Consider the following 21,042-nt stretch of genomic DNA (forward strand, 5'->3'; position numbering starts at 1 on the left):
TGAAGAGTTCGTTCAATGGGTTCATAAGAATTATACTGAATTATGAGCACAATAACTATTTAATTTTTACAATTCTCCATTTAACCAATGAATTTACTGCAAAACGTTAACAAAATAGAGAACATTGCATAAAAAATTCTAGATAACAAAAAAGAGACCGTGGATCAAACATGGCCTCTTCTGTCTTGGACTTCATCCATATGATTTATATGCTCTTCTTTAGCTTGCTGATTAAATCCTCATATGTATCGATAACTTGGGGCGATGCAAAGCTTCGGTACCGCTCGAATAACTCTACATATCGGACCATCACGGCGCGATGCGAATTGTTTAATTGATTAAACTGTTCCAAACTTTTGATTAAGCAGCTAAACCCCTCCGGGTACTTACCTCGGCAGAGATGATAGTCGGCTAACTCGAGATAAAGTTGAGATATCCGATCCAGAATAAGCTGCGGGCTATACATTCCCGTATTCAAGGGCGGATGATCTAAAGCCGCTAAATCTTCTTGAAACTGTTCAAGGATATGATCAATCGAGAAGTCATATTGGTTGGCGTTCCTCACCAGATTGAAGATCATGAGAATCTTGTCTTCTTCTCTGCTGTGGCAGTAGGTGACATACTCATCGAGTACCGTAATATCCCCGGAAGAAAGCCGGGTAAGAAGCGTGTTGGCATAGGCCCACTCACTAAATAACTTCTTCCAACGCAACGTCTCTGCATCATTCTCCTGCACCCAACTGAGATCTCGGTAGTGTTGGATATCCAACAATGCTTGGTCATATTCCCCACGTACGTTATGTACATTTCCAAGCAGCAAATAGGAATACGCCAAATAGTAAAATAAAGGTCGCGTCGTCTTCCGATGCAAGATTCTACGCTTATGCTCCGAGAAATAGTACACTTTGGCCTTTTGCTCCAATCGTTGCACAATGCTCTCCACCCGATCCCAGCGGTTTAGGGCACGATAGGTATTCGCCAGATCCCTTAACGCATCGAGTTGACTGGCTTCATCCAGACGCTCGACATACGGCTCGAATTGGATCGCCGCCTGGTAGTTTTGATCCTGATTCGTCCCTTGACCGATCAGGAAGAGGCGGTATTGACAAAGCGCTAACCGCTCGGAGTGCTGTTTCCGCTCAGTCATCGCCACATTTTCGTATAAGATTCCAGCGGCTTCATATTGGCCCTTCTCGTACAGCTCTTCAGCTAAATCAAATAAAAGCTGAGCGTAAAGCGGGTTGTCCAACAATAATCCGACGATTTCCCGAATGCGATCCAGCTGGCCTAACTCCGCACAGTTATGGATTAATGGTTTGACTCTGCGCCAATCCGGGTCCTTTTCATGCAAATACTCGCTGATGTAAGTTTTATAGAAATAGCCTCTCGGATATCCCAGCACCATAGTAATCCGTTCTAATTGATCTACCGCCAGCGGACGGTTTCCGTTCAATATGGAGCTTAACGTCCCCGGGTTTAGTTCAAACTGCTTGGCCAATTGAGTGAGATTTAGATTCTGTCGCACCATATATTCTTCTATGGCAGCAACAATAGTGGCACGCGATTTCAATGGAATCCCCCTCTAATTTGCAAAAAAAACTATTCATCCATGATTTTAGGGGATTATGTCTAATTCGAATAAAATGGAAATATCTGCAACCCCGATCCGTTCAACAAGACCACTCCTCACCACTCGAAATGAGATAAAATCAACCATCACAAAGGAATGGTTCAGATTTCTATCTTCAATCTAATATTCCCCTCGAAATTTGTCAATAATATGCAGTAAAGAACTTATAAATTCTTTTTGATAAAAATTTGAACTTAAGATGCTCTGCAGTTCGCCCCTCCGCTTGGACTAAACTTAATACGAGAGGTGGCCGCTATGGATGTAGCAAAGCAGGTCGGAAAAAACGTCAGATACTATCGCAAGCTCAAAGGGCTGACCCAGGAACAGCTGGCCGAGTCGACGGAAACGTACGGCTCCTATATCGGACGGTTGGAACGCGGGGAGCAGAACGTGCAGCTCGAAACGCTGCATAAAATTGCCGATGCCCTGCAGATCAGCGTATATGCTCTATTTCGCAATCCAGGGTACGACGAGCTCCAGGACCAAACTTGGATTTGGCAGATCGTGCAATTGTTGCAGGAGCAGCCAGCCGAGGAGCAAGCGCGCGCGTACCGTGTGCTGAAGGAAATGTTTCGTCAAAAATAAAAGGGTTTAAAACGGAATCAATCCGCTTTAAACCCTTTATTTTTTGTTTAGATTATTCCCACAATCCGCTTCGTTCTGCGACTTCCAACCATCGTTTGGCGATGAGATCGTGGCCCGCAGCCGTTGGATGGACGCCGTCCCAGATCCAGTAAGCAGCCTCAGCTTGTTCCGTCGCCGCATCAAACGCGTCCTGCAACGGAACATGCACCGCACCAAACTCCTCAGCCAATTGGCGCACGATATCCTGGTACCTGCCTATCAGGTGCTTCCACTCGGTCCATTTTTCCGCGGTAGCTCCGGTATTCAAAATAAACGGCTCGCATAACACCAGTTTGGTGTTCGGCATTACTTCCTTCGTCTCCTCCAGCAAGTGACGATACACCCGCTCAAACCGATCCGTCGCCCCGCTAGGTTCGCCGTTCATTTGCCTCCAGGCATCATTCACGCCGATCAACAGGCTAATGACGTCCGGCTTCAGACTGATCGCATCCTCGTTCCATCTTGCGTAAACATCGGACACCCGATCCCCACTCACGCCCCGGTTTATGAAGTTCGGTTGCAAATGGGCATATTCATGACCTAGCTTCGCCGCGATAATATAGGCATAACTGTGACCCAGAATATGGTTCAAATCCGTACCGCGATCCCGATTTCCGTCTGTAATGGAATCCCCCTGGAACAACAAGGTCAACTGCTTTTTCATGCGATTCCCCCTCTTCCCTTCGATGATTTCCGTTTCTCATTATAGCTTTGAGAGATAACGGGCCTCCATGAAGAAATTAGTGCAAAAATACAGTTTTCTTCTCGAACTTTAGCCGATTTTTGATAAATCCCTGCAAAACTGCAGTTATTTTAGACAAAAAATGCCAAAACCGCGAATAGGGCGTATAATTCCTGTACTTTTGCAAGTATTGCACTTAGGACAACGATGGGCAGCCGCAGCTGAGCCGTCTACTTCACCGCCACAAAAAAGAGCCTAGCCGCATCTTCTACCGCCTCGACCCACTCAAAATCGGCATAGATGTGGACCTCGCGGAAGCCGCAGCGCAGCAGCTCGCTCTTCATCCATGCCGGGTCGTACGCCCGTTGGATATGCGTTTCTTCGAACCGACGGTACAGTCCCGGCCCCTGCTCCTCTTCCCGGGCGAAAATCGTCAAATGATGCTCAATTTCGTTCCGATACGCATCTCGCTCACAAGTCCAGATATACGACACACTCGGCTCATCCCAAACAAACGGCTGCTCCTCCTCATACCGGATCAACGTGTTGGGATGATGCACATCAAACAGGAATGTCCCTCCCGGCTTCAACCCTTCGTATGTACGGCGGAAGGTCCGAATGATGTCTTCCTCTTCCAATAAGTAGTTCAAGCAATCGCAAAAAGAAATGACGGCGTCGACCGGCTCCGGCACGGACCACTCCGTCATATCCTGTTGCACCCAGCGCACGCTGCCCTCGCGGAACAACCGAGCGCCTTGGGGCGTGGTTTCCATTTTACGGCGGGCTACCGCCAGCATGTCAGCAGACAAATCGATGCCGATCACCTCGAACCCGGCATTCACCAGCGGAATCGTAATGCTGCCGGTCCCGCAGCCGAGATCCACAACCGTCTTTGGCATACCGTACCGATCCCAAGCTGTACGGGCGAACCGGATCCAGTCCGGGTAAGGCATGTCCTCCATCAATTCGTCGTACACGTAAGCAAATTTCCGATATGATGCCATGGGCTCGTCACCGCCTTCTATCTAGTTGCTGCTGCTTTCTTAAGCTTCCGGCTGCCCGCGATCATTCGCACCGGCAGCTGGGGACTGCACCAAATACGTCCAGTTCTCTTTCTGGACTACCTTGCCTTCCTTCATCAGCTTGCCAAGCGCCCGCTTGAACGCAGACTTGCTGATCGCAAACCGCTGCTTGATCAGATCTGGGGGCGTTGCGTCAGAATACGGCATACTTCCGCCCGGTCGACTCTCCAGATAGGCGAGAATGCGCTCCGCATCCTGACCCATGCCGATTTCCTTGCGCGGCGCCATCGACAGGTTCACACGCCCGTCCTCACGGATATGGGCCACCCGTACCTGCACGCGTTCGCCCAGACGCAGCAAGCGGCTGCGTTCCGTGGCGTGGATCATGCCAATCGCTCCGAATCCCAGCACGCCGCCTTGGACGACGACAAACGTCCCCATCTGCAGCGGTTTGTAGACGATGGCATCAAGCCATTGGTTTTTCCACGAGGATGGCGCATGGAAAGCATGGGGAGCCAAATCCTGCTCACCGGCCAGCTTCGCTTTGAGCCGACCTTGTTTGTCATGCTCCATGATGACGTACACGTGGTCGCCTACCTGTGGATGCAGCTCCTTCATTTCGGGCAGCTCACGGATCGGCAGCAGCAGCTGACGGCCCAGCCCCATCTCCAGGAAGCAGCCGAGCCGCGGATGCACATCAGCCACCTCAAGCAGCGCCAGCTCGCCCAGCGTGAGATACGGCTTCTTCATCGTAGCCGCCAAACGGTCCTCCGTATCGTAGAACAGAAACACCTCAACCGTTTCCCCCGGCTTCACCTGGCGGGTCAGCTCGGAGTAATGGAGCAGTACATCTTGCCCGCCTGCACTCAGAAAATACCCATACGGCGATACCTCGCGATCGATCGGTAAAGAGACGATGGTTCCCGCAACCAGACTCATACCGTCTCCACGACCTTGGCATCCGACCAAAGCCGTTCAATGTTGTAATACTCACGCTCATCGCGATGGAACACGTGCACAACAACATCGCCCAGATCCATCAGTACCCAGCGAGCAGAATCCAGGCCTTCAATGCCGCGAATTTGGGCCCCCACCTCATGCGCTCTTTTGCGAATCTCAGTGGCAATCGCCTGCACCTGCGTATCCGAGTTCCCGTGACAAATCACAAAATAGTCCGCGATTAAGGAAATCCCTTTCAAATCGAGCGCCACGATGTTCATTGCTTTTTTATCGTCTGCAGCTTGCACTGCCAAGTTCATCAATTCATTGGAACTAATCGCCATTCATTCAGCCTCCTTAGTTTTTCTTCGGTTTACGATCAAATCATTACGTGCCAATACCGTCAAAGGAAAGATCGGCTTCCCCTTCTCCAGCAAAAAAGATATCGTTGAGTCAAACCCTGCGATCAGCGCATCATCCAAACTCGTTTTCGCCAGCTCGCGAATCCGCTCCACACCCGGGAATTCGCGCCCCGGTTCGATGTAATCGGCCAGACAGACGATTTTGTCCAGCAGCGTCATGCCAACTCGGCCGGAGGTGTGATAACGAATCGCGTTCAGCACCTCTTCATCCTCGATCCCGTAATCCCGCCGGGAGATGAACGCCCCAACCTCGGCATGCAGCAGCTGTTTGTCGTGGTTTAGCAGCTCGGCATTTAGGCCGTTGTCGCGGATGATCGCTTCCTGCTCCTCGATTGGCCAAAACTTGGCCAAGTCATGCAGCAGCGCGGCTAAATCCGCCTTGACCGGGTCTGCTCCGTACCTCTTCGCCAGGATGACTGCACTCTCCATCACGCCCTCAACATGCTTCCAGCGCTTGGCGGGCATCCCTGCCGAGACGGAGGCGATCAGTTCTTCACGGCTGTAACCCATACAATCCGCTCCTTGTCATATATTCATACACGGCATCCGGAACCATATATCTGACCGAACGTCCGGCAGATAATCGGCTGCGAATCAGGCTTGAAGAAATATCAACAAGCGGCATCTCCGCGAGCTGTACCGCCTCCTGAATAAACGGAGGCAGCGCGTCCAGCTCCAGGAAGCTTCCGGGGCGCTGCAGCCCGATAAACGAAATCATCCCGGCCAAATCCTCAATCCCTTCCCACTTCGGAAGGTAATTCACCATATCGGCCCCGATAATAAAATAAAACTCCAGATCGGGGTGCAATGCGCGCAACTCCCGGATCGTATCTACCGTGTAGGACACACCGCCGCGGCGCAGCTCGATATCCAGCGGCTTAAAGGCAGGATTGCTGCCTATCGCCGCCTCGACCATCTCCAGCCGCTGCTGGCCGCTCACGCCGGCCTGATGTTTATGCGGAGGGATATGGGAGGGCATAAACCAGACCTCTTCCAGATGGTATTGTTCTCTGGCCGCCTCCGCCGCCAATAGATGGCCGAGGTGAATCGGGTCAAACGCCCCGCCCATAATTCCGACTTTCTTCATTATGCGTTGCCTCCAACAACCTTTACATGAAGCCTTTTCTAAAGGTTAGTTTTCTCATGTGCACAATCTGCTTCAGCCTCATCTTAGACTTAAGGCAGCTCGATTTGCTTATACTCCCGAGACTCCTTATATAAAACGATCGTCCGGCCGATCAGCTGCACCAGCTCAGCTCCGGCGCCTGCCGCCAGCTCCTCCGCGATTTCCTGCGGATCGTCCAAGTTATTGTTGAGCACGGAGATTTTGATGAGTTCCCGGCGTTCCAGTGCTTCCGAGATTTGTTTAATCATATGCTCGTTGGTGCCGCCTTTGCCCACTTGAAAAATCGGCTGCAGTCCGTGCGCTAAACTGCGCAAATAACGTTTTTGCTTTCCGGTTAACATGTCGTATTCAAGACCCCTTAACATTCAATTATGCGATAACTTGCGTTATTGATTCATGCTCTCCAAGACCGCTGCCCGCATCGCATCCACCGGCGCTGTCAAGCCAGTCCAATGCTCAAATGCGTAAGCCCCCTGGTAAATGAACATCCCCAGCCCGCTGTGAATCGTGCAGCCTTTCGCCTCAGCTTGCACCAGCAGCTCGGTCTTTAGCGGATTGTAGATGAGATCGCTGACCACGATCCCTTCCGGGATGAGTCGCATATCCAACGGACAGTCGCTCACGTGCGGATGCATGCCAACGGAGGTGGTGTTAATGATCAGGTCCACTTCCGGCAGCACCTCAGCCAGTTCCTCCATGCTGCAGCCGGTTAAGTTGCCAAGCTGGGACCATTCTGCGGCCAGTTCCTGTGCTTTCGCCGCCGTGCGGTTGGCGATCGTCACCCTCCCCGGCGCCTCCTGAAGCAGCGCGTACACAATGCCTCGGGCGGCACCGCCGCAGCCCAACACCAGCACACGCTTGCCCTTTAGCTCAGGAGCGGCCTCCTCCTTCAGCGAGCGGATATACCCGATGCCGTCAGTATTGTAACCGGTAAGTACGCCGCCGTCATTGACGATCGTGTTTACCGCCCCGATCAGCCGCGCGCCTTCGTCGATGTGGTCCAAGTAGTTCATCACTTCCACCTTATGCGGAACCGTGACATTGATGCCTCGGAACCCCAATGCGCGAATGCCCCGGATGGCTTCCTCTAACCGATTCCCTTTGACATGAAACGGAAGGTAAGCCCCTGTAAGCCCGCAGGCTTGCAAGGCGGTGGTATGCATCACCGGCGATTTGGAATGCTGGATCGGATCGCCGATAACGCCGAGCAGCAACGGTTGTTTCGTGCTTTCGTACTCACTTGCCTGTGCCTCTCCCCGTTTTTCGTGATTCGCCTGCTCTCGATCTCCCATCGGTTCTCCTCCTGCTCACCAAACTTTTCGAATCATAACGGTCCAAATGGGCCATATTTCCTCTCAAGTCCGTTATGACTCAAAAATAGCGGTAAATTATGGCCTTATTCCACCTGAAATCACCACATCCGCCCGACTCCAGTCCATGCTTCAAAAATAACGCCCATAATGTCCGCTATTTTGATTCATCCTTACGTTTTCCATGCAATAGCGCCATTTATTACAAAGCTGGCCCTGCCTTCCCGCAATGCCAGCGTCCGCTCTACCATGCAACCCTAGATCAACGACGGCCGAACGAGCACCTTCACGCCTTTCGGCACATGCATTGCGACGACCGCACCGACATCGTTATTGATTTTGATCCAGCCTAGGCCGGAAATAAAGACATCGCTTCGGCTGCCCTTCGGAATCCGGAATTCATGGCGCGTCCATTCCGGCAACGCTTCAATACGCTCCTTGCTCGGAGGTGACAGTAATTCCCCGGCATGCTCTGCGAACAGCTCGTCTGCCCGCGCCAGCTTCGTGCGGTGAATGGGTACCCGGCCGCTGACGAAACAAGTGAACGATTGACGCTCCCCTTGAATGAAATCAAACCGGCCAAAGCCGCCAAAAAAGAGTGTCTGTCCCTCATTCAGCTGGTACACCGCCGGCTTCAACGGCTTGTCCGGCATGATCACCCCTAAATCAGATGGAGCCACCAACTCGCTGTAGCGAGACGGATACACAATCCCCGGGGTATCGATAATCGCCCGGCCATCATCCAACGGAATGTGCACCATATCCAGCGTCGTGCCTGGATAACGCGAAACGGTCAACTCCTGATCCAGATCGCTGTAGTCCCGAATCAACCGATTGATCAGCGTTGATTTGCCTACATTCGTTGCGCCAACGACATAGACGTCCCGATCGCCGCGGCGTGCCGCCACTGCATCTAGCAGCCGGTCGAACCCGCTGTTCTGCTTCGCGCTGCACAGCACGATATCTTCGACTTTCAGCCCCAAGTCCTTGGCTTCCTTCTGCACCCAGTTGCGAACTTTGTTCCAATTCGTTACTTTCGGCAGCAGATCGATTTTGTTTACCGCCAGCAGCACAGGATTGTTCCCCACAAACCGCTGCAAGCCGGTAATCACACTGCCGTGAAAATCAAACAGATCCACGATATGGATCACCAGCGCTTCCCTGCTTCCGATCTGCGACAACAGCCGCAGGAACTCGTCCTGCTCCACCGTCACCGATGAAGATTCGTTATAGTTCTTGATCCGGAAACAGCGTTGGCAAATCACCGGTTCTTTCGATAAAGCTTGCTCCGGGACGTACCCCGGTTTACTTGAATCCTGCGTTTGCAGAACAGCGCCGCACCCGCTGCAACGAAGAGCGCCTTCTGCGCCCCGTAATTCCGTCATCTCCTCTTGTCCTCCTCGAGCCATAATCCAACCTTGCCCAGCCGCCGCTTCACGATGCGTTCCAACATGCGATTAATTTTCGTACCGAACCCTTCATCCTGGACGGCGATCGGGAGTACGAGCACGGTAAACAACCCTTGCCGGTTCCCGCCAAAGACGTCGGTCATCATTTGGTCGCCTACCACGATCGTCTCCTTCGGACCAAGCCCCATCATTTCCATCGCTCGGTGAAAAGCTGCGCCGGACGGTTTTCTGGCTGCGTGTACAAACTCAATATTTAAGGGGTTGGCGAATACCGACACCCGATCCAAATTATTGTTTGACACAATCACGAGTTTAAACCCGCATTTCTTCACTTTCTCAAACCATTCGATCAGTTCGGGAGTGGCCAGCGGCGCTTTGGCTCCGACCAGAGTGTTGTCGAGGTCGGTGATGATGCCGCGGTAGCCTTGGGCATAGAGTCCTTCCAGATCGATATCGAATACGCTGTCCACGCGCATATTCGGTATAAACTTCTCAAACAAATACGTTCACCTCGGTTTCATACGACAAACTATACCATATTATTCCCCCGACATGCTTCTATTTTAAAAAAGAAAACGCCTCCCGCGCAAGCACGGGGGCGTTGACGTTAATCAGAGATCAATCGCTCTACGATTGGATTATTGGCCTAAGGTTCGTTTAGGACCGAGCGGCCAAGCCTGCTTCCAACCGTGCCCGCCAACCAATCGGGTTGCCTTTCGGGACAGCTCCCGCGCGGCGCGCCAATTCGCAGCAGCCGGGCTTGGACTGGAGCTGTACATCGCCTGCTCGTATAAGAGAAGCAGCGGGTCCAGCACTTCCGCCAGCTGCGGACGTTCAAGCTTCCAACGCTCAAATGCTTCGCGCAGCGTCTCCTGGTCACCGCGGGTAAAGCCTCTCCGCTGCATCCGTCTTACGAGTCGCAGCGTTTCGTATACCGTCTTTTCCTCTGGCGTCAGCGGACGGCCCAGCCGCAACCGGAGCCAGAGGAAATACAATTCTGAGCGCAGTTGGTACAGGGTCCAGAGCAACAGGACGCTGACGGCCGAGACAAAAATCCGCTGCATCACCACCGGATCCAGCTTCGAGAAGAAGCTGTCTTCGGCAGCCGCAACCTCCGTATCGGTGTTCGTATCAACCGTAAGCGTATCTTCGCTCTCTTCCGGTGCCTCCATAATCGGGGAAACAAAGCCCGGCGTCGCCTCGAACGGTATCCAGCCGTAATCGCCGAAGTAGAGCTCCGCCCAAGAGTGAGCATCCGCGTTGCTCACATTATATGCCCGCCCCAGCTCCGGATTGCGCATCATCATCTCGTCGCTTGGCTGACTGCCGGGAGCGTATCCTTTAACCCAACGTGCCGGGATGCCCAGCGAGCGGGCCATCACAACCATCGCCGTGGAATAGTAGTCGCAGTACCCCTGCCGAATTTCAAACAGGAAGCTGTCAACGAAATCATCGCTGCGTCTGCGAGTCAAATCCGGCTTGTTTGTATATTCGTAATTTTGCCGAAGGTACTGTTGCAGCAAATCCATTTTCGCGTAGGGCGTCTCGCCTTCTGCGGTAATTTCCGCAGCCAGATCTTTGACCCGCTGCGGCAGATTGTTGGGAATCTGCAAATATTCCTCCGGCGCCCCTTCTGGATACAAGGTATCGTAACTGGCCTGCTCCAGCTCCTTAAGCGGGATCAGAGGGATATTGGCGACCACTTTATATTTCCTCGGGTAATTCGGCAAATCCCCGGGATCACGATAGCCGTTCCAGAATAGTTCCGCCTGTTTGGCAGACCAGCGCATATCTGCCTGCTGGCGTTCGTCCAGTAATTCCACGCTTTCGATAGCGTAACCGCCAAACAACACCGGGTACTCCTTGTCGGTATTCATTGTCACGATCTGTTCGACCCGCATCGTTTCCACCTTGCCAGGCTGCTCATGCTCGAGCGGCTCGGCGTCCGGTCCGCCGCGATAGCGTTCCGTATCCCGGCCTTCCTGCTCCAGATCAGCCCATCCCTTCCCGGAGTAGATGCGCCGGGTCTCACCGCGCCAATAGGATCTCACCGGGGTTTCAATGGACATGACCGGGCTGTAACTGAATTCGAACCCGTCGCCTAGCGTTTTGTCATCGCGGCTGTAGCCGGAGACGATCTCTTCTTGAACAGCGGATGGGCTATTCCCTAACGCGCTGGTCAAGGTGGAAGGACCGCCTCCGCCCCCTCCGCTCCGCTTGATCCAAGCCGTATACGGATCGGTCAGCGTAGGTGACACCGACGGCATGCTAATCCCGATCAAAAGCACGCAGGCAAAGACGATAAAGACGTTCACCGCGATCTTGAATGGGCTTTGCCGCAATCGTTGCCAGCCCTGCGGATATTTCCGGCGATACTCGTAGAAATTGGCGCTAACCAGCCATCCGAGACCGGCGAACACAATCCAGGCTACGTTTTGCCATAAATAATAACGTGTAAAAGAGTCCAAAATCGTAAACGCAACCAGATGGGCAGCCAGAAACACCAAAATTCTCAGTCGAGTAACAACCAGCCGCAGCGCCGCTTCAAGCAGCACCCAAGCGACTAAGGAAAACCAGATATACGGCGTAAAGGTTAACGCCATACCGCGAATCTGATCGGGAAATAACGGGCCAAACGGAACATAAACCCCGTAAGTGGTGAGGATGAACCTCCAAATGAGCAGCAGCGCGATGATCTTAATCATCCATTTCCACGCTGCCTGTACCGGAAGCAGCCATTCAATCAGAGCCATCAAGATGATCGTGACCGTCACCAAAGTGGTCGTGACCGAGAACCACAGCGGTTCCGTAAAATCAATCCATTGCATCGCAATGATCACGATCCACAGCAGGGTTAAATTCTGATAAGACTTCGGAAGCTGAGTATTGGCCAATAGTTTCACAGCTTTGCACCCCCCATCGCTGCAGGAAGCTCGTGCAGAGAGGTGACGTATATCCCGCGAAGTCCCCGCTCCTGCAGGGTTGCCTGCCATGCAGAACGTTTCACGGTTTGATAGCTGTTAGACGCACCTGCGGCCACAGTCTCTTCCCCGATTTGGATATGATACGGGATCATCTGACGGGATTTGGCTAACCTAAGCATAGCCAGCACTTTATCGTCCGCCAGCGGACTTATGAGGATAAAGAATGCGCCCGGCTGAAATAAATCCGGCTTCGCTTCTAAGCGATCCTTATAGTTGCCGAACCCGTCTGCATCGATATCTACGAGATGGTGCAGCATCTGCTGTCGCTCCAGATAACTTTCCGCCGGCGGAAAGTAACGAAGGGACTTGCCCAGAGTGCACAACCCCATGCTGATCCGTTCCCTGGACCCAAATTCCAACAGCGATGCAGCCGTTGATACGGCCAATTCGAACTGCGAAGCACGGTAATATCCGCTGGTATGGGCGTCTAGCACCAGCACCATCTTAGGCAGCGATTCATGCTCGAACTCCTTGGACTTCCAGGTTCCCGTCTTCGCAGTGGCGCTCCAGTGAATCCGCGAAATCCGATCCCCGTACACATAGTCACGCACCCCGTTGATTTGAGTAGATTCCCGGCGCGACAACGCAATCGCCGTCTCCGGACCCGCTAGACGCGAATTGCGGCTGTACAGCTCCCAGTGAGGAATAAACACCGTCCGGGGAAGAATACGAAACTCCCCGCCGGTCTGAAAGACGCTGGTATGCTCCATAAGGCCAAAAATATCCTCTGCACTGCAATGCGTACCGTCAAATGCGTATTTTCCGCGCTCGAGCGGCGGCGTTTTGTACACCAACTCGGATCGAGAGCTGAAGTAGGGCACGATGCTATCCTCAAATATCCAGCTGTCTCCGTTATGGCGCCGCAGCGTTTCCTTGACAACGATGTAAGGCAGGGGAAGGAATGCGGGAAGCTGCAGTTGCAGCTTCACCACCACCTGATCCCCGGCTTGAAGCAACCCGCCCCGCTCTCCAGAGAGCGAGAGCGTCCGTGAGCCTGTGATGCGTTTGACGCCGCCAAACCCTCCAATCACCCAGTAGAAGCACAGTACCGAAACCATCATAAATAGCATCAGCGAGGTTTTCCCGCCTTGAAACAAGACATACAACAGGCAGATCAGCCAAACGGACGCCACTCTCCAGAATTTTCGGGAGGTGAGGCCCGCTTTAAAGCCTTCGACCAGCGCGCGCATCGGTTACCGTCCTATGGCGACCGGTACGTGGACCTGCCGGAGAATTTGCTGCAATACCTCACTGACGTTCCGATGCCCCAGACGGGACTCGGGACGCAGCAGAATCCGGTGCTCCAGCACGAATGGCGCCAGCGTCTTAATATCATCGGGCAGCACATAATCCCGTTCCTCTAGGTAAGCATAAGCCTTGGCTGCAGCCATAAAAGCGAGCGAAGCACGCGGCGAGGCCCCCAGCAGGACATCTTCATGCTCCCGTGTCCGACGGACGATCTCCAGCAAGTAATCGGCAAGCGGTTCGCTGATATGCACGCGCTGAACCTCGCGTTGAATCTCGGCGATCTCTTCCATCGTTGTAACCGATTTCAACTGTTCTGCCGGCTGGCCTTGACTATGAGAGCGCAGCATCGCTTTCTCCGTGTCAGCGTCGGGATACCCGATCCCAATTTTCATCATAAAACGGTCCAACTGGGCTTCCGGCAGCAAATAAGTGCCTTCAAAATCAATCGGGTTTTGCGTAGCGCAGAGCATAAAGGGGTGAGGCAGCGGGTAGGTCACGCCATCGGCAGTGACGCTTCGCTCCTCCATGACTTCCAGCAAAGCGGATTGCGTCTTCGTAGTTGCCCGGTTGATTTCATCCGCCAGCAAAATATGCGTCATAACCGGCCCCGGCCGGAATACAAAACGTTCTTCATGAGGATGGAAAACCGATACCCCCGTTATGTCGCTGGGCAATATGTCTGGATTGCATTGAATCCGCCGGTAATCTCCGCTCATCGACTTCGCCAGCGCCTTCACGAGCTGAGTCTTGCCTGTACCGGGTACGTCCTCGATTAACACATGGCCGCCGGCCAGCAGCGCCGAAAGCAGCAGCTTAATTTCAAAAGACTTTCCTAAAATACATGACTCCAGGTTGTTCTTTACGGCGTTCAAAGTTTGAATCGATTGCTCATGTACGGGCACGCATTTTCCCTCCCAAATAAGACCTGTATATATCTACCTATTTTACATGAAGATAGATAGGGAGTACACTGTTCCCGTAAAAAGCAACGCGATTCCCAAAAAATTTAGCCTTTGGGCCGAACAACCAGTGCCGCAAGGAAGGAGAAAATGATCGCCGCCGAAATCCCGGCACTTGTCACGTCGAAGATCCCGGTAATTACACCGATCCATCCGTCTCGTTGCAGCTCGGTTAATGCCCCATGTACCAACGAGTTCCCAAAGCTGGTGATCGGTACCGAGGCCCCCGCTCCGGCGAACTTCACCAGCGGATCATACCAGCCTATCGCATCCATCACTGCACCGGCGACCACCAGCGTACTCATCGTGTGCGCCGGGGTGAGTTTTAGCACGTCAAACATCAGTTGGCCGATCACACAGATCAATCCGCCAACAACAAATGCCCAGAAAAATATCATTCTTTACTAACCTCCTGTTCCAGGGCGACCGCGTGCGCGATGCAAGGAATGCTCTCGCCTTGCTGATAGGACAGCGGAGACAAGAGGGCACCCGTAGCAACGACCAGCACCCGGCCTAGTTCCCGGTTCTTTAATTTTCGTAAAATGTGGCCGTAGGTGACGACGGCGGAACAGCCGCAGCCGCTGCCTCCGGCGTTCACATACGTTTGTTTGTTGCGGTCATAAATCATCAGTCCGCAATCGTTAAATTCCGTTTTATCCATCAAGACGCCGTCTTTTTCAAGCAGATCCTTGGCGATAGCATGTCCGACCGAAGCTAAGTCTCCGGTGACGATCAAATCATAATCCTCGGGTCCCCGGCCCGTATCACGGAAGTGGGAAACCAGCGTATCCACGGCAGCCGGCGCCATGGCCGCTCCCATGTTAAACGGATCCTTGACGCCAAGATCCTGGATCCGGCCGATCGTAGCGTGGGTAATGCGCGGCCCCTTCCCTTCCTTCGATACGACCGCACAGCCCGCGCCTGTAATCGTATATTGGGCGGTGGCCGGTTTTTGTGAACCGTACTCGGTGGGATAGCGGAATTGCTTCTCCACGGTGCAGTTATGGCTGGCCGTACCGGCCATCGCATATTTTGCTCCGCCGGCGTCTGCCAGAAAAGCGGCTAAAGCGAGACTCTCCATTGAGGTGGAGCAGGCGCCGAACACCCCGAGATACGGAGCTGCAATCGACCGAGCTGCAAACGTCGCAGTGATAATTTGGTTCATCAGATCGCCGCCGATGAAGAAGGACAGGTCCTCGCGGTTGATGCCGGCATGGACCAAGGCCAGGGCAGAAGCGTGCTCCAACAGTTTGCGCTCCGCTCGTTCCCACGTCTTCTCGTCAATCTCCAAATTGTCGTAGACGAAATCAAACGTGTGGGACAACGGTCCCTCCCCTTCTTCGGGACCAACAACGGTCGCCGCTCCGATAATGGCCGGTTTGGAGCGAAATTCCCAGGTTTGCGCGCCGATCAGCATCGGTTAATGCACTCCTCCCAGGCCGAAAATAACATGAATCACTCCTACGATAAACGCGGCCACTACGCCAAACACGATCACCGAACCCGCCAGCTTAAACATATTGGCCCCGACGCCAAGGACAAGGCCTTCTGCTCGGGATTCAATGGCCGAGGAGCACATGGAGTTGGCAAACCCCGTCACCGGGACAGCCGTACCGGCTCCAGCCCATTGGGCGATTTTGTCGTATACGCCAAACGAGGTGAGCACGACGGAGATCAAAATCAGGATCGCGACCGTAGGACTCGCTGCTTCCCGCGCGGACATGTCGGCAAAAGTCATAAACAGCTGCTGGATACATTGGCCAATAAAGCAGATGAACCCGCCGACCAGAAACGCCCTTACGCAGTTGCGCAAAACGTTGGTTTTCGGCTTATGCTGGTCGGCAACCTGCTGATACTCTTCCTCCGTCAGCAGCAGGTTGTTCAGCTTCACCCGAGCTCCCGGCTTGTTTTTCGCTTTTGCAGGCAAACGACATTCCTCCTTATTTTCCTAACTTGCACGGTATACTCATTATTTGTCATCCGGCGGCTTGTTATGTTTGGAAAATGATCCATGGATTTCGGCTCCAAACTGCTCAATGACAACACAAAGAAGCCCGCAGGAATCAAGTTCCGGCGGACTTGCATCAGGTGGGGCAAGGGAATTGCATCCTGTTATTATAAATATAGAAGGACGATCACTAACAGGATAAAGAGCAGACAGATCACCAGCCAATCCTTGGCATACCGTTCCATTCAGCTTAGCCTCCTCATTCGCCCATCGAACTGCTGCTTCTGCAGTATATGCTTTGCTTGGGAGCCGGGTGCTCATCAACGTTACAGCGATGCTGGAAATTCAGAACACAATCGCTGCATGGACAATCGAAAAAAGGTAGTTCATACTAGGAGAGGAAGATTCAACTTCGAGTGATTCTAAAATATCAAGTGCTGTAAATCGGGCCTTTGGAACCCGTATCTTTAGAAAAAGGAGAAGCAAACAATGAATGAAAAAACGCGCGAGCTATTTAAAGAACTGACGGAGTTTCCAGCGGCTCCTGGATTTGAACGAGAACTGCGGGCCCTCGTCAAACAGAAAATGTCGGCCTACACGCAGGAATTCGTGCAGGATAACCTTGGCGGGCTGTTCGGGGTCTTGCGCGGAGATGAGCAAGGGCCTCGGGTCATGGTGGCTGGTCATTTTGACGAAGTGGGCTTCATGACCACCGGAATCAGCGACAACGGAATGGTGTCGTTCCAACCGCTTGGCGGCTGGTGGAGTCAGGCCGTTTTGGCGCAACGCCTGCAAATCATTACGCCAAACGGGCCAATCGTCGGCGTCGTCGGATCGATTCCGACCCACCTGCTGGATGAGTCGCAGCGCAACAAGCCGGTAGATCTCAAATCGATGTATCTGGATATCGGCGCGGACAGCCGGGAGGAAGCCGAAGCCGCAGGGGTGCGGATCGGCCAGCAAATCGTGCCGATTTGCAAGTTCACCCCTCTCGTCAATCCGAAGAAAATTATGGCGAAAGCCTGGGATAACCGCTACGGCGTTGGATTAGCGATTGAACTGCTTGAAGCACTGCACGGTGAGAAGCTGCCAAATGTGCTTTATGCCGGGGCGAACGTGCAAGAAGAAGTTGGCCTTAGAGGTGCTCGGACAGCGGCGAACCTCATCAAGCCAGACATCTTCTTCGCCTTGGATGCCAGCGCCGCCAACGATATGACCGGCGACAAAAAAGCGTTTGGCCGGCTGGGTGAAGGCACCCTGCTGCGTATCCTCGACCCGACGATGATCACCCATCGCGGCTTGGTCGAATATATCCGTGATACGGCGGATACACACAAGATTAAGTACCAATATTTCGTGTCGCCGGGCGGCACGGATGCCGGTCAAGTGCATCTCAGCGGCACCGGCGTCCCCTCGAGCGTGATCGGTATTTGCTCCCGCTACATCCACACGTCCTCCTCGATCATCCACACGGATGATTACGCTGCAGCGAAGGAGCTGTTGATCCGCCTCGTGCGCGGACTGGATCGGACAACGCTGAACACAATTTTGGAGAACAGCTGAACCTCTCCGATTTGCAAAAACCGCAAGGCCTGACATAAACGGCCTTGCGGTTTTTTATGGTCTTTATTTTTTCCCTTCCAAAATGACAACGCCTCGGCCAGGGACTTGAACCGTCCCCGACACTTCCGTTTGCGCCAACAGGTCCTTATAAGCTTCGGACCCAATCTCCACCTCGGCGGGCCCTTCGTTATGGTTCAACAGGAACAAGAAAGCTTTGCCATCCTTCACGCGGCGTGCTACTTCAACGCCTTCTGGCGCATCCAGCAGCGGCTGGATCCCTTTCTCCTCGCAGAGGTTCTTCAGGAATCCTTGCAAGAAGGCGGCGTCCGGGCTGCTTGCCACATAATACGCGCGTCCTTTGCCAAACGAATTGACCGTCACGACCGGCATCCCCTGATAGAAATCAGAGCCGTATTCCGCCAGCACTTCCGCGCCTTCGGCGTGAATTAAATCGCACAAGAGGCCGCATTCATACTGTCCGGACAACGCACCCCAAGCTTCTTTCATCACGATTTGGTTCGTATGGCCCGGCAACAGAGCGTCGATTTCCTCTGCCCAAATACCTAGAACGGAGCGCAGCTCACCTGGATACCCGCCAAGCGTCACCAGATCGTTCTCGTTCACGATGCCGCTGAAGAAGGTGGTGACAAACGTACCTCCGCCAGCTACGAACTCCTCCACTTTCTTCGCAAAGCCCGGCTTCACCATATACATCACCGGGGCAATCAGGATTTCGTATTTGCTGAAATCCTCCTCCACTGACACCATGTCGCTCTCTACATGCATTTGGAACAACGTATCGTAATATTTGTGCACTTCATTGACGTAATTTAAGGCTACGGATGGGCCGCTGGAAAGCTCGATCGCCCAACGGTTCTCCCAGTCATAGACGATGCCGATCTTGGCTTCCGTCCGCGCATCCAACAGCGTATCGCCCAGCTGATCCAGCTCTCGGCCCAGCTCCGCTACTTCACGGAAGACCCGGGTATGCTCGTGGCCCACGTGCTCAATAACCGCCCCATGATATTTCTCGCACGCCCCAATCGAGCGGCGCAGCTGGAAGAACATGACCGTGTCGGCGCCGCGAGCTACGGCCTGATAGCTCCAAAGCCGCATTACGCCAGGGCGCTTCAGCGAGTTGTACGGCTGCCAGTTCTGCTGGCTTGGCGTCTGTTCCATCAGCATGAACGGAGCGCCGCTCTTCAACCCGCGCATCAAGTCATGAGCCATGGCCGTGAAGCTAACCGGCGTATCCAAGGACGGGTAGTTATCCCAAGAAACAATGTCCATAGATTTCGCCCATTTAAAGTAATCCAATTCCGGATAAAAGCCCATCAAGTTAGTGGTTACCGGAACGTTAGGCGTATGCTTCTTGATTTCGTCGTATTCCAGCTTGTAGCACTCCAGCAGCGAATCGGACTGGAAGCGCCGGTAATCCAGCGAAATCCCTTGGAAATTCGTACGGTTTCCGCCCCATTCTTCACTGAGTTCGTTAGGCACCACAATCTCTTCCCAATCATAAAACGTGTGGCCCCAGAATCGCGTATTCCATACCCGGTTGAGCTCATCCAGCGTCTTGTAACGTTCCCGCAGCCAGACGCGGAAGGCCGCTGCACAGTTGTCGCAATAGCAGTAGCCGCCGTATTCATTGGACACGTGCCAGATTAACAGCCCCGGATGATCCTTGTATCGTTCTGCCAGCTTGCCGGCCAGACGGGCAGCGTATTTGCGATAGGTCGGCGAATTGGGGCAAGAGTTATGACGTCCGCCAAACCGGCGTTTCCGTCCCTGCACGTCTACGCGCAGCACGTCCGGATATTTGCGAGCCATCCATGCCGGGTGAGCCCCAGTGCTGGTCGCCAGGCAGACATACACGCCGCTTTTATACAAGCGGTCGATCGTTTCGTCCAATTGTGCAAAGTCATACGTTTCCTCGCTCGGTTGAATCATCGCCCAGGAAAAAACGTTGACCGTCGCCACATCAATCCCAGCCAGTTTGAACATCCGCTCGTCCTCTTTCCAGACGTCTGGTCCCCACTGCTCTGGATTGTAGTCGCCGCCGTACCAAATCTTCGGCAGTTTCTCGTTGATCACCATATCCACATCCTTTTACAATATATAACTTCTAAGTCCATTGTAAGGTTGAAATTTCCCGCTTTATATATAATAATTTCGAATTGTAATATAATAATATGGATCATACCTAGGAGGCATTTCGTACGATGAGTTCACGGGCCTTTACCCGTTTTGTTTTTTCTCCGGCTGCCACGCCGGATCTTCCCTTACTCCTCGAAAGCGTCGGCTATAATCCAAATCAAGAGAAAATTGTCCGCCCGGACGGCTACCCTTATTACCATTGGCTGCATACCGCCGAGGGCGAGGGAGAGCTAACGTTGGGCAGCGGTACGTTCCTGCTTCAGCCAGGCAGCGGGATGCTGTTGCCGCCAGGTATGCCTCACGCTTATCAGGCCAAGCGGAGCTCGACATGGGAGACCTATTACCTCACCTTTGGCGGAGCGGCTGCCGGATCGATATTGGCTGCGTTTGGCATCCGGGAGGCCGTCCTGTTCCGCTGGGAACCGGAGGCCCCCATCTCCCCGTTGCTCGGCCACTTGCTGAACCGGCTGGACAGCATTCAGGACCCGTTTGGCCTGGAGACCTCAACTGAGGTATACCGGTTCCTCGCTGTCCTGAGCCAATTCGGCCAAGTAAGCAGCAGCGCTGTCCCGCGAATCATGGAGAAGCTGGGGCCGTTGCTCGCCTGGATGGAGCGGGAATACGGCAATCCAGACGTGGGGCTGGATACGTTGGCGGAAGTAGCCGGAATGTCCGGGCGACATCTCAGCAAGCTGTTCCAGCAATCGTTTGGCATCGCCCCATACAGTTACCTCACGCAAATGCGCATCCATAAGGCGAAGGAGCATTTGGCCAGCGAACCCGGCATCACCGTCGCTGCGATTGCCGGCAAAACGGGCTTTCGCGATGCCAGCCACTTCGTCGCCACGTTCCGCAAGCACACAGGCATGACGCCCCAGCAGTTCCGCAGGCTGCATTAGGGAACGTTCAAGTCCGGGGCGGTACGGCGCATTCGTCTAACAAAGCCTAACCCAAAAGGGGAGGGCTTTTTTTCGTGGAAAACTGCACTTTTGCATTCATTTGACGCCGAGCGCCCCCCG

21 protein-coding genes are annotated in these 21,042 nt (G+C 53.5%); 3 read left to right on the forward strand and 18 right to left on the reverse strand.

Annotation, left to right across the window (positions count from 1 at the left end; translation table 11 throughout):
* Nucleotides 1-205 precede the first annotated feature (205 nt).
* On the reverse strand, nt 206-1,570 hold the full coding sequence (locus PBA01S_RS07480; RefSeq protein WP_028537440.1) for a helix-turn-helix domain-containing protein: 1,365 nt from the start codon (nt 1,568-1,570) through the stop codon (nt 206-208).
* A 315-nt stretch (nt 1,571-1,885) separates the two neighbouring features.
* Between PBA01S_RS07480 and PBA01S_RS07485 the strand changes: the two genes are divergently transcribed.
* Nucleotides 1,886-2,215, forward strand: coding sequence for a helix-turn-helix domain-containing protein (locus PBA01S_RS07485; RefSeq protein WP_028537439.1), 330 nt, complete (start codon nt 1,886-1,888; stop codon nt 2,213-2,215).
* 52 nt (nt 2,216-2,267) lie between these two features.
* On the opposite strand, the gene PBA01S_RS07490 is transcribed toward PBA01S_RS07485, so the two are convergent.
* The 16 genes from PBA01S_RS07490 to spoVAC all read right to left on the reverse strand — a co-directional run bounded on the left by PBA01S_RS07490 (nt 2,268) and on the right by spoVAC (nt 16,282).
* Nucleotides 2,268-2,918 carry an SGNH/GDSL hydrolase family protein gene (locus PBA01S_RS07490; RefSeq protein ID WP_127575707.1) on the reverse strand — a complete coding sequence of 217 codons (651 nt, stop codon included), beginning with the start codon at nt 2,916-2,918 and terminating at the stop codon, nt 2,268-2,270.
* Nucleotides 2,919-3,166: 248 nt separating this feature from the next.
* The gene (locus PBA01S_RS07495) at nt 3,167-3,940 is read right to left on the reverse strand and encodes a class I SAM-dependent DNA methyltransferase (RefSeq protein WP_028537437.1); all 774 of its coding nucleotides are present in this window, start codon (nt 3,938-3,940) and stop codon (nt 3,167-3,169) included.
* A gap of 39 nt (nt 3,941-3,979) precedes the next feature.
* Nucleotides 3,980-4,897, reverse strand: coding sequence for a CvfB family protein (locus PBA01S_RS07500; protein ID WP_085168815.1), 918 nt, complete (start codon nt 4,895-4,897; stop codon nt 3,980-3,982).
* Nucleotides 4,894-5,241 (reverse strand): ribosome silencing factor, encoded by a 348-nt coding sequence (gene rsfS, locus PBA01S_RS07505; protein WP_016311377.1) that lies wholly within the window; start codon nt 5,239-5,241, stop codon nt 4,894-4,896. Before rsfS ends, PBA01S_RS07500 begins: the two co-directional genes overlap by 4 nt.
* Nucleotides 5,242-5,829, reverse strand: coding sequence for a bis(5'-nucleosyl)-tetraphosphatase (symmetrical) YqeK (yqeK, locus tag PBA01S_RS07510; RefSeq protein ID WP_016311376.1), 588 nt, complete (start codon nt 5,827-5,829; stop codon nt 5,242-5,244).
* Nucleotides 5,813-6,406 carry a nicotinate-nucleotide adenylyltransferase gene (locus tag PBA01S_RS07515; protein WP_016311375.1) on the reverse strand — a complete coding sequence of 198 codons (594 nt, stop codon included), beginning with the start codon at nt 6,404-6,406 and terminating at the stop codon, nt 5,813-5,815. Before PBA01S_RS07515 ends, yqeK begins: the two co-directional genes overlap by 17 nt.
* Before the next feature lie 89 nt (nt 6,407-6,495).
* Nucleotides 6,496-6,786 (reverse strand): ribosome assembly RNA-binding protein YhbY, encoded by a 291-nt coding sequence (gene yhbY, locus PBA01S_RS07520; RefSeq protein WP_016311374.1) that lies wholly within the window; start codon nt 6,784-6,786, stop codon nt 6,496-6,498.
* A 45-nt stretch (nt 6,787-6,831) separates the two neighbouring features.
* Complete coding sequence (gene aroE / locus PBA01S_RS07525; RefSeq protein WP_085278017.1) at nt 6,832-7,737, reverse strand: shikimate dehydrogenase; 906 nt, start codon at nt 7,735-7,737, stop codon at nt 6,832-6,834.
* Nucleotides 7,738-8,012: 275 nt separating this feature from the next.
* Nucleotides 8,013-9,140 carry a ribosome biogenesis GTPase YqeH gene (gene yqeH, locus PBA01S_RS07530; RefSeq protein WP_085278018.1) on the reverse strand — a complete coding sequence of 376 codons (1,128 nt, stop codon included), beginning with the start codon at nt 9,138-9,140 and terminating at the stop codon, nt 8,013-8,015.
* On the reverse strand, nt 9,137-9,664 hold the full coding sequence (locus PBA01S_RS07535) for a YqeG family HAD IIIA-type phosphatase (RefSeq protein WP_028537433.1): 528 nt from the start codon (nt 9,662-9,664) through the stop codon (nt 9,137-9,139). Before PBA01S_RS07535 ends, yqeH begins: the two co-directional genes overlap by 4 nt.
* Before the next feature lie 138 nt (nt 9,665-9,802).
* On the reverse strand, nt 9,803-12,067 hold the full coding sequence (locus tag PBA01S_RS07540; RefSeq protein WP_085278019.1) for a DUF4129 domain-containing transglutaminase family protein: 2,265 nt from the start codon (nt 12,065-12,067) through the stop codon (nt 9,803-9,805).
* Nucleotides 12,064-13,338, reverse strand: coding sequence for a DUF58 domain-containing protein (locus PBA01S_RS07545; protein WP_085278020.1), 1,275 nt, complete (start codon nt 13,336-13,338; stop codon nt 12,064-12,066). Before PBA01S_RS07545 ends, PBA01S_RS07540 begins: the two co-directional genes overlap by 4 nt.
* Nucleotides 13,339-13,341: 3 nt before the next feature.
* Nucleotides 13,342-14,298, reverse strand: a complete 957-nt coding sequence (locus PBA01S_RS07550; RefSeq protein ID WP_028537430.1) for an AAA family ATPase — start codon at nt 14,296-14,298, stop codon at nt 13,342-13,344.
* A gap of 104 nt (nt 14,299-14,402) precedes the next feature.
* Nucleotides 14,403-14,753 (reverse strand): stage V sporulation protein AE, encoded by a 351-nt coding sequence (gene spoVAE, locus PBA01S_RS07555; protein WP_028537429.1) that lies wholly within the window; start codon nt 14,751-14,753, stop codon nt 14,403-14,405.
* A complete protein-coding gene (spoVAD, locus tag PBA01S_RS07560) occupies nt 14,750-15,772 on the reverse strand; it encodes a stage V sporulation protein AD (RefSeq protein WP_085278021.1) in 1,023 nt (340 codons plus the stop codon). Before spoVAD ends, spoVAE begins: the two co-directional genes overlap by 4 nt.
* A 3-nt stretch (nt 15,773-15,775) precedes the next feature.
* Complete coding sequence (gene spoVAC, locus PBA01S_RS07565; protein ID WP_085168809.1) at nt 15,776-16,282, reverse strand: stage V sporulation protein AC; 507 nt, start codon at nt 16,280-16,282, stop codon at nt 15,776-15,778.
* Between the two features lie 510 nt (nt 16,283-16,792).
* Between spoVAC and PBA01S_RS07570 the strand changes: the two genes are divergently transcribed.
* Nucleotides 16,793-17,866: a M42 family metallopeptidase gene (locus PBA01S_RS07570; RefSeq protein WP_085168807.1), complete on the forward strand. Its 1,074-nt coding sequence runs from the start codon at nt 16,793-16,795 to the stop codon at nt 17,864-17,866.
* A 63-nt stretch (nt 17,867-17,929) separates the two neighbouring features.
* Here the strand turns inward: PBA01S_RS07570 and PBA01S_RS07575 are convergent, their stop codons facing one another.
* A complete protein-coding gene (locus PBA01S_RS07575) occupies nt 17,930-19,960 on the reverse strand; it encodes a beta-galactosidase (protein ID WP_127575708.1) in 2,031 nt (676 codons plus the stop codon).
* A 128-nt stretch (nt 19,961-20,088) separates the two neighbouring features.
* Between PBA01S_RS07575 and PBA01S_RS07580 the strand changes: the two genes are divergently transcribed.
* The gene (locus PBA01S_RS07580; RefSeq protein ID WP_127575709.1) at nt 20,089-20,922 is read left to right on the forward strand and encodes an AraC family transcriptional regulator; all 834 of its coding nucleotides are present in this window, start codon (nt 20,089-20,091) and stop codon (nt 20,920-20,922) included.
* Nucleotides 20,923-21,042 lie beyond the last annotated feature (120 nt).

The sequence above is a fragment of the Paenibacillus barengoltzii NBRC 101215 genome (assembly GCF_004000745.1).
GTDB lineage: Bacteria > Bacillota > Bacilli > Paenibacillales > Paenibacillaceae > Fontibacillus > Fontibacillus barengoltzii.